The sequence below is a fragment of the Amycolatopsis sp. SID8362 genome, from assembly GCF_010550475.1.
Classification (GTDB): Bacteria; Actinomycetota; Actinomycetes; order Mycobacteriales; family Pseudonocardiaceae; genus Amycolatopsis; species Amycolatopsis eburnea.
This window is the reverse complement of record NZ_JAAGNB010000499.1, coordinates 1-6420: the sequence shown is the minus strand read 5'-3', so window position 1 is coordinate 6420 and position 6420 is coordinate 1. Positions and strand designations below refer to the sequence as shown.

The 6420-nt window shown below is 72.4% G+C and carries 9 protein-coding genes; 6 read left to right on the top strand and 3 right to left on the bottom strand.

Annotated elements, in window-relative coordinates; genetic code table 11:
• Positions 1 to 232 (bottom strand): cupin domain-containing protein (locus G3I65_RS15970; RefSeq protein ID WP_160696815.1); only part of this gene is annotated, 232 nt, incomplete at its 3' end.
• A gap of 82 nt (positions 233 to 314) precedes the next feature.
• Between G3I65_RS15970 and G3I65_RS15965 the strand changes: the two genes are divergently transcribed.
• The 3 genes from G3I65_RS15965 (at position 315) to G3I65_RS15955 (ending at position 2258) form a co-directional block, all read left to right on the top strand.
• Positions 315 to 1211: an MBL fold metallo-hydrolase gene (locus tag G3I65_RS15965; protein WP_160696814.1), complete on the top strand. Its 897-nt coding sequence runs from the start codon at positions 315 to 317 to the stop codon at positions 1209 to 1211.
• A 61-nt stretch (positions 1212 to 1272) separates the two neighbouring features.
• Positions 1273 to 1785: an RNA polymerase sigma factor gene (locus G3I65_RS15960; protein WP_160696813.1), complete on the top strand. Its 513-nt coding sequence runs from the start codon at positions 1273 to 1275 to the stop codon at positions 1783 to 1785.
• A 17-nt stretch (positions 1786 to 1802) separates the two neighbouring features.
• Positions 1803 to 2258: a peroxiredoxin family protein gene (locus G3I65_RS15955; RefSeq protein WP_160696812.1), complete on the top strand. Its 456-nt coding sequence runs from the start codon at positions 1803 to 1805 to the stop codon at positions 2256 to 2258.
• On the opposite strand, the gene G3I65_RS15950 is transcribed toward G3I65_RS15955, so the two are convergent.
• Positions 2255 to 3094 carry an LLM class F420-dependent oxidoreductase gene (locus tag G3I65_RS15950; RefSeq protein ID WP_163046695.1) on the bottom strand — a complete coding sequence of 280 codons (840 nt, stop codon included), beginning with the start codon at positions 3092 to 3094 and terminating at the stop codon, positions 2255 to 2257. The two genes, G3I65_RS15955 and G3I65_RS15950, sit on opposite strands and share 4 nt — an antisense overlap.
• A gap of 75 nt (positions 3095 to 3169) precedes the next feature.
• On the opposite strand from G3I65_RS15950, the gene ligA reads away from it, so the two are divergent.
• A complete protein-coding gene (gene ligA / locus G3I65_RS15945) occupies positions 3170 to 5161 on the top strand; it encodes an NAD-dependent DNA ligase LigA (protein ID WP_160696810.1) in 1992 nt (663 codons plus the stop codon).
• Positions 5162 to 5243: 82 nt separating this feature from the next.
• A complete protein-coding gene (locus tag G3I65_RS15940; RefSeq protein WP_160696809.1) occupies positions 5244 to 5681 on the top strand; it encodes a hypothetical protein in 438 nt (145 codons plus the stop codon).
• Positions 5682 to 5686: 5 nt separating this feature from the next.
• Here G3I65_RS15940 and G3I65_RS15935 read toward each other — a convergent pair whose 3' ends face one another.
• Complete coding sequence (locus G3I65_RS15935) at positions 5687 to 5857, bottom strand: hypothetical protein (RefSeq protein ID WP_160696808.1); 171 nt, start codon at positions 5855 to 5857, stop codon at positions 5687 to 5689.
• A 146-nt stretch (positions 5858 to 6003) separates the two neighbouring features.
• On the opposite strand from G3I65_RS15935, the gene G3I65_RS15930 reads away from it, so the two are divergent.
• The gene (locus G3I65_RS15930) at positions 6004 to 6420 is read left to right on the top strand and encodes a helix-turn-helix transcriptional regulator (protein WP_160696807.1); all 417 of its coding nucleotides are present in this window, start codon (positions 6004 to 6006) and stop codon (positions 6418 to 6420) included.

The window sequence follows — 6420 nt, the reverse complement described above, 5'->3', positions numbered from 1 at the left end:
TCGCCGACAGCGTGTGCGGGCTCCCGTGCGGGACCAGCACCGCGTCCCCGGCGCCGAGCGGCACCGGCGGGCCGTCGTCCGGGACGAGCCAGCCGGTGCCGCGCAGCAGCACGTGGAAGCCGGCGCCGTCGTAGGGCGCGAAGCGGTAGCACCACGCGCTCCCGGTGCTGAGCCGGTTCGACGTCGGCCGCCCGATCCGCACGGCGGCGATCGCGTCGCTGAGGAGGTCCACCGGATCAGCCTAGAGCCGATCTCGTATCGAATTGAGCCTTTCACGCATTGAGACGCTCACAGCGGCGTCCTAGCGTCGAGTCATGCACATCGGTGAAGTCGAAGTCGTGAAGGTCGTCGAGTGGGCGGGCGAGATCGCGCCGGCGCGGACCATCGTCCCCAGCCCGCCCGAACTCTGGGCGGACAACGCCGGCTGGCTCGCCCCCGACCACTGGAACCCGGAGACCGGCGGCTACCGCGGCGCGGTCCAGACGTGGGTGCTCCGCAGCGAGGGCCGCGTGATCCTGGTCGACACCGGCGTCGGCAACGGCCGGGACCGCCCGCAGATCCCGCTTTTCGACCACCTCGCGACGCCGTTCCTCGACCGCCTCGCCGAGGCCGGCGTCCGGCCCGAGGACGTCGACGTCGTCGTCAACACGCACATCCACTACGACCACGTCGGCTGGAACACCGAACTGCGCGACGGCGACTGGGTGCCGGCCTTCCCCCGAGCGACCTACCTGATCCCCCGCCCGGACCAGGTGTACTTCGACCCGCGCAACGCCCACCGCCGTCCGGTGCCGAAGACCGAACGCGACCGGGTGCGCCGCGAAGGCAGCCTGCTCGTCTACGCCGACAGCGTCGCGCCCGTGCTCGGCCAGGCGGTGCGGTGGGAAGGCAGTCACCGCATCGACCGCAACCTCACCCTGGAAGCCGCGCCCGGCCACACGCCCGGGTCGTCGGTGCTGCGGGTCGCGTCCGGCACGGACCGGGCGGTGTTCGTCGGCGACCTGCTGCACAGCCCGGTGCAGATCCTCGAACCGGAGCACAGCAGCTGCTTCTGCGAGGACCCGCGGCAAGCCGCCGTCACCCGCCGCGGCATCCTCGAACGGGCGGCCGACAACCGGGAACTCGTCGTCCCGGCGCACTTCGCGGGCCTGGGTGCGGCCGAGGTCCGCCGCGACGGCGGCCGGTTCGCGATCCACCACTGGGCGGGGTGAATCCTTTCGGCGGGACGCGTCCTCTTATGGGTGTCGTCGTCGAACCGGGAGGGAGTGCCGGATGGGGTGGGTCAGCGAGCAGCTCGTGGAGGCCGCGCAAGGGGGTGACCTCGAGTCGCTCACCGCGGTGGTGCACGGGGCGCACCCGCACGTGCGGCGCTTCGCCGACCACCTCTGCGCGTCACCGCAGGACGCCGAAGACGCGGCACAGGAGGCGCTCATCGTCCTGTACCGCAAGATCGGCTCCCTGCGCGCGACGGCGGCGCTCGCCTCGTGGATGTTCCGGATCGTCCGGAACGAGTGCCTGCGCCGCGCCCGGCGGGTCCTCGACACCGGCGCCGAACCCGATCCCGGGCTCACGGAATCGGCCGAGGACGAAGCGCTGAAGCGGCTCGAAGCCGAGCGCGTCGCACGGGCGATCCAGGCACTGCCGGACGTCCAGCGGCGCGTGCTCGTGATGCGGGACGTCCTGGGCCAGCCCGGCCGGACGGTCGCCGATGCGCTCGGGCTCAGCACGGCGGCGATGAAGTCCCACCTGCACCGGGCGCGGACCGCGGTCCGCGCCCGGCTGTGACCTCGAAAGGACAGCACGTGCTCGAACCCGGAACCCCCGTCCCGCCCCTGGACCTCGAAGACACCGCGGGGCGCGCCGTCGACCTCGGCGGCCACGCGGTCCTGCTCTACTTCATGCGCTCGACGACCTGCCCGGTCTGCCGCCGGCACGTCCGCGACCTCGCGGCGAACGCGGAGCCGCTCGCGGCCGACGGCGTCCGCGTCGTCATCGCGGTCCCCGAAGACCGCGAGACGGCGGCCGCGTGGCGCGCGAAGCACGACGTCCCGTTCCCGGTCGTCACCGGCCGCCACGGCACGCCCCACGAGGCGGTCGGCCTCGGCAAGGCGGTCTTCGGCGCGCTGCAGCGATCGGGCAGCGTGCTTGTCGACGCCGACGGCATCGTCCGGCACGCCCACAGCGCGGCCCTCCCGACCGGCAGCTACGACAAAGCGGGCATCGCGGCGGCCGTCGCGGCCCTGGGGACCCGGGCTTAGCGCAGCGGCTCGAGCGCCTTCGCCAGCGGCTCGAGCACCGCCGGGGTGTGCGGCGGCGGCAGGTACACGATCGCCAGGTCCAGCCCCGCCTCGCCGAGTGCCTCCGCCTCGGCGGCGACCTTCGCGTAGTCGCCGTCGGGGCCGAGCCGGACGTGCGAGGACAGCGTGATCTCGGCCGGGTCGCGGCCGATGTCCGCGCAGTGGGCGTGCAGGACGTCACGCTTGTGGGCGAATTCTTCGGGGCTGCCGCCGACGAAGTTCCAGTGCTGGGCGTACTTCGCCGTCGTGCGCAGCGTCCGCTTCTCACCACTGCCGCCGATGCAGATCGGCGGGTGCGGCGTCTGCACGGCCTTCGGCTCGCAGCGGGCGTCGGTGAGCTGGTAGTGCTTGCCCTGGAACGTCGTGGTCTCCCGCGTCAGCAGCCCGACGAGGACCTCGCACGCCTCCTCGAACCGGTCGCTGCGCTCCTTGACCGTGCCCAGGTCCATGCCGTACGCGCCGGACTCCTCCTCGTTCCAGCCCGCGCCGATGCCGATCTCGAGCCTGCCGCCGGAGACGATGTCGAGCGTCGCGGCCATGTTCGCCAGCAGCGCGGGGTGGCGGTAGTGGATGCCGCTGACCAGGGTGCCCACCCGCAGCCGCTTCGTGGCCTGCGCGAGGGCGGTGAGCGTCACCCAGCCTTCGAGGCACGGCCCGGTCGGGTCGGAGAAGATCGGGTAGAAGTGGTCGAACGTCCAGCCGGATTCGAACAGCTCGATCTCGTCGGCGGCCTGCCACACGGCGAGCATGTCCGCCCATTCGGTGTTCTGGGGCGAGGTCTTGATGGCGAATCGCATGATCTTCATCGTAAGCCTGGAGCGCCTCCAGCACGGTCGGAGTTTTTGTCGGTGGTGCCCGGTAACGTCCTCCCCGTGAACGCTCAGGAACGCATCCAGGAACTCGCCGACCGCGTCGTGGCGCTGCGCGACGCCTACTACCGGGGTTCGCCGCTGGTGGCGGACGCGGAGTACGACGCGGTCGAGGACGAGCTGCGGAGCCTGATCGAGGCGAACCCGGAGCTCGCGCCGGACCCGAACCCGCTGGAGCAGGTCGGCGCGCCGGCGGTGCTGCACGCGCCGATCCGGCACTCGCGCCCGATGCTGTCGCTGGAAAAGGCGACCACGCCCGAGCAGGTCGCCGCGTTCTTCGACCGCTTCCCCGGCCAGCCGGTCGTGGTGATGCCGAAGCTGGACGGCCTTTCGCTGGCCGTCGTCTACGAAAACGGCAGGCTGGCGCGCGCGGTCACCCGGGGCGACGGCACGACGGGTGACGACGTCACGGTGCTGGTGCGCGCGCTGACCGATGGCATCCCCGATCGGGTGGACGCGCCGGGCCGGGTCGAGGTCCGCGGCGAGGCCGTCATGCTGCGGTCGACGTTCGCCGCGTACAACACCGCGCACCCGGACAAGCCGCTGATCAACCCGCGCAACGCGGCCGCGGGCACGCTGCGCGCCAAGGATCCCGCGACGGTCGCCGAGCGGCGGCTGCGGTTCTTCGCCTTCGACCTGCACACCGACCCGGACAGCGCGGCCACCGACCTCGAACGCGCGCTGGTGGCGCTCGGGTTCACCGCGGCCGACATGCGCCACTGCGCGGACGCCGAAGCCGCGCAGGCCGCCATCACCACCATCGAGCAGCAGCGCAACGAACTCGACTACGACCTCGACGGCGCCGTGCTGCGGCTGGCGGACCGGGACGCGTACGCCGCGGCCGGCACCCGGTCGAGCTCGCCGCGCGGCGCGCTGGCGTTCAAGTTCGCCGCCGAGGAGAAGACCACCGTGCTGGCCGATGTGGTCTGGGACGTCGGCAAGACCGGCAAGATCGCGCCGGTGGCCTGGCTGGAGCCGGTGTTCGTCGGCGGCACCACGGTCACCCGCGCGACACTGGCGAACCAGGAGGTGATCCGCGCCCGCGGCATCAAGATCGGCGACACGGTGCTGGTGCGCCGCGCCGGGGACGTCATCCCGTTCGTCGCCGGCGTGCTCGACGCGTCGAAACGCACGGGCGCCGAGCGGGAGATCGTCCCGCCGGACGCCTGCCCGTCGTGCGGGCAGCCGCTGACCGAGCAGGGCAACAGCCGCGAACTGTTCTGCACCAACGTTTCCTGCCCCGCGCAGACCGTGCGCCGGCTGATCCACTGGGCGTCACGGGCGGCGGCGGACATCGACGCCATCGGCGGGGTGTGGATCGAACGCCTGGCGGAGGCGGGAATCCTGGAGCACCCGTCGGACTTCTACGGGCTGACGAAGGAAAGACTGCTGGAGTTCGACCGCGTCGGCGAGGTCTCGGCCACGCGGATGATCGAGTCGATCGACGCGAGCCGCGCGGTCGGCCTCCGCCGCGCGCTGATCGGGCTGGCGATCCCGATGGCGTCCGAGGGCACGGCGGCCCGCCTGTGCCGCGCGGGTTTCGGCTCGCTGGAAGACGTCGCGGACGCGGGCGAGGAAGGGCTCGTGGCGGTCGAGGACATCGGCCCGAAGGTCGCGGCGTCCCTGATCGAGCACCTCACCCGGTTGCGTCCCGAACTCGAACGGCTGAGGAAAGCGGGCGTCTCGCTGGACGTCCGCGAAGAGGACCTGCCGCCGGTCGTCGCGGCCGGCGCGCCCTTGGCGGGCAAGACGGTCGTGGTGACGGGCGCGATCAGCGACCCGCGTTCGGGTGAGAAGGTGCCCCGCCCGACGTTCCAGCGGCACTGCGAAAAGGCGGGCGCCACAACGGCTTCGTCGGTTTCGGCGAGCACGGACTTCCTCATCACCGGCGCCGACGTCGGGGCCAGCAAGCTGACCAAGGCGGAGAAACTCGGCGTCGAGGTCGTCGACCAGAGCGTCATCTGGGAGCAGCTGATCGAGGCGGGGATCGTGTAGCCGGGGGTGGTCACCCGTCCGTGGCGGGCCGGCGGGGACGACACTGGGTGGGTCCATCGCCGCGTTCGGGAGGGAACCACCGATGACGACCGACCCGCTGTTCGCCCGCCAGCTCGCCGTGCACGAGTTCCTCCTCGCGCGCGGCTGGCACCTCGCGGGCGGGCGCGACCCGGGCCACGACCGCTTCGCCGACGACCCCACCGCCGGCTGGCACTACCCCGCCAGCTTCGGCGGGCAGCACATCAACGAGGTCGCGACGACGACGCCGGTCCGGCTCCAGAGCTACTTCACGTTCGACGACACCGGCACCGAGGTCTTCGCCGTGGTCGCGGCGGGCAACCTCCACGCCAACGGCTGCCCCGTCCACGACACGGCCGAGCGGTTCGTCCCCTTGACCCCGGGCGGCGAGGCCGACCTCGACGGCATCGCGAGCCTGCTCGACGAACTCGAACCCCGGGCGGAGTCCCTCGACCCCCGCGCGGCGATCGAGTGCCTGTACTTCGGTCCCTGCCCCCGCTGACCCCGTCATCGCCGCCACCTGCGCCGCTCGGCGCCGGTGTACGCGCGCAGCAAAGCCGGGCGCTCCCGCGGTTCGCTGCCGCGCAGCGTCATCGCCAGGCCGATGAGCCACGTCAGCGCCGAAACCGCGGGCACCGCGGCCGCGGCCAGGCCGACGTAGAGCACGTTGTGCGGCATGGGTGTTCTCCCCTCGTCCGGTGATCCACCCCGACCATGCCCCGGGCCGCCGGACGCCGGGAAGGGGTCTTGCCACAAGAGGGACACGTCCTGACGAACCCGGTACAGTGCGTGCCAGTATTTGCCGGAGACGGGGAGGACACCGGGTGCCGGACCCGTCGGCCGGGCCGCTCGAGCGGCTGTGCACCGAGCTGCGGGTGCTGCGCCGGAGCTCCGGCGATCCGAGCCTGCGGACCATCGCGAAGGCGACCGGCGCGTCCCACACCACGATCGGGAACCTGCTGAACGGCGCGAGCTGCCCGTCGTGGGAGGTGGTGTCCCGGATCGTCGGGCACCTCGGCGGCGACCCGGTCCGGTTCAAGAAGCTCTGGGTGGCGGTCCGCGACCTGAGCGATCCCCTGCCCGAGGCGGACGGCACCGGCGACGAGCCCGTGCCGCGGCCGCTGATGAAACTGGACCGCTCGGTCGGCCCGCGCTCGGAGGTGCTGTGGATCTACGACCCGAACCTCGCCCGGCAGGTGCTCGAATCCTTCTTCCCCGCCCCGGAGGGCACCGATGACTGA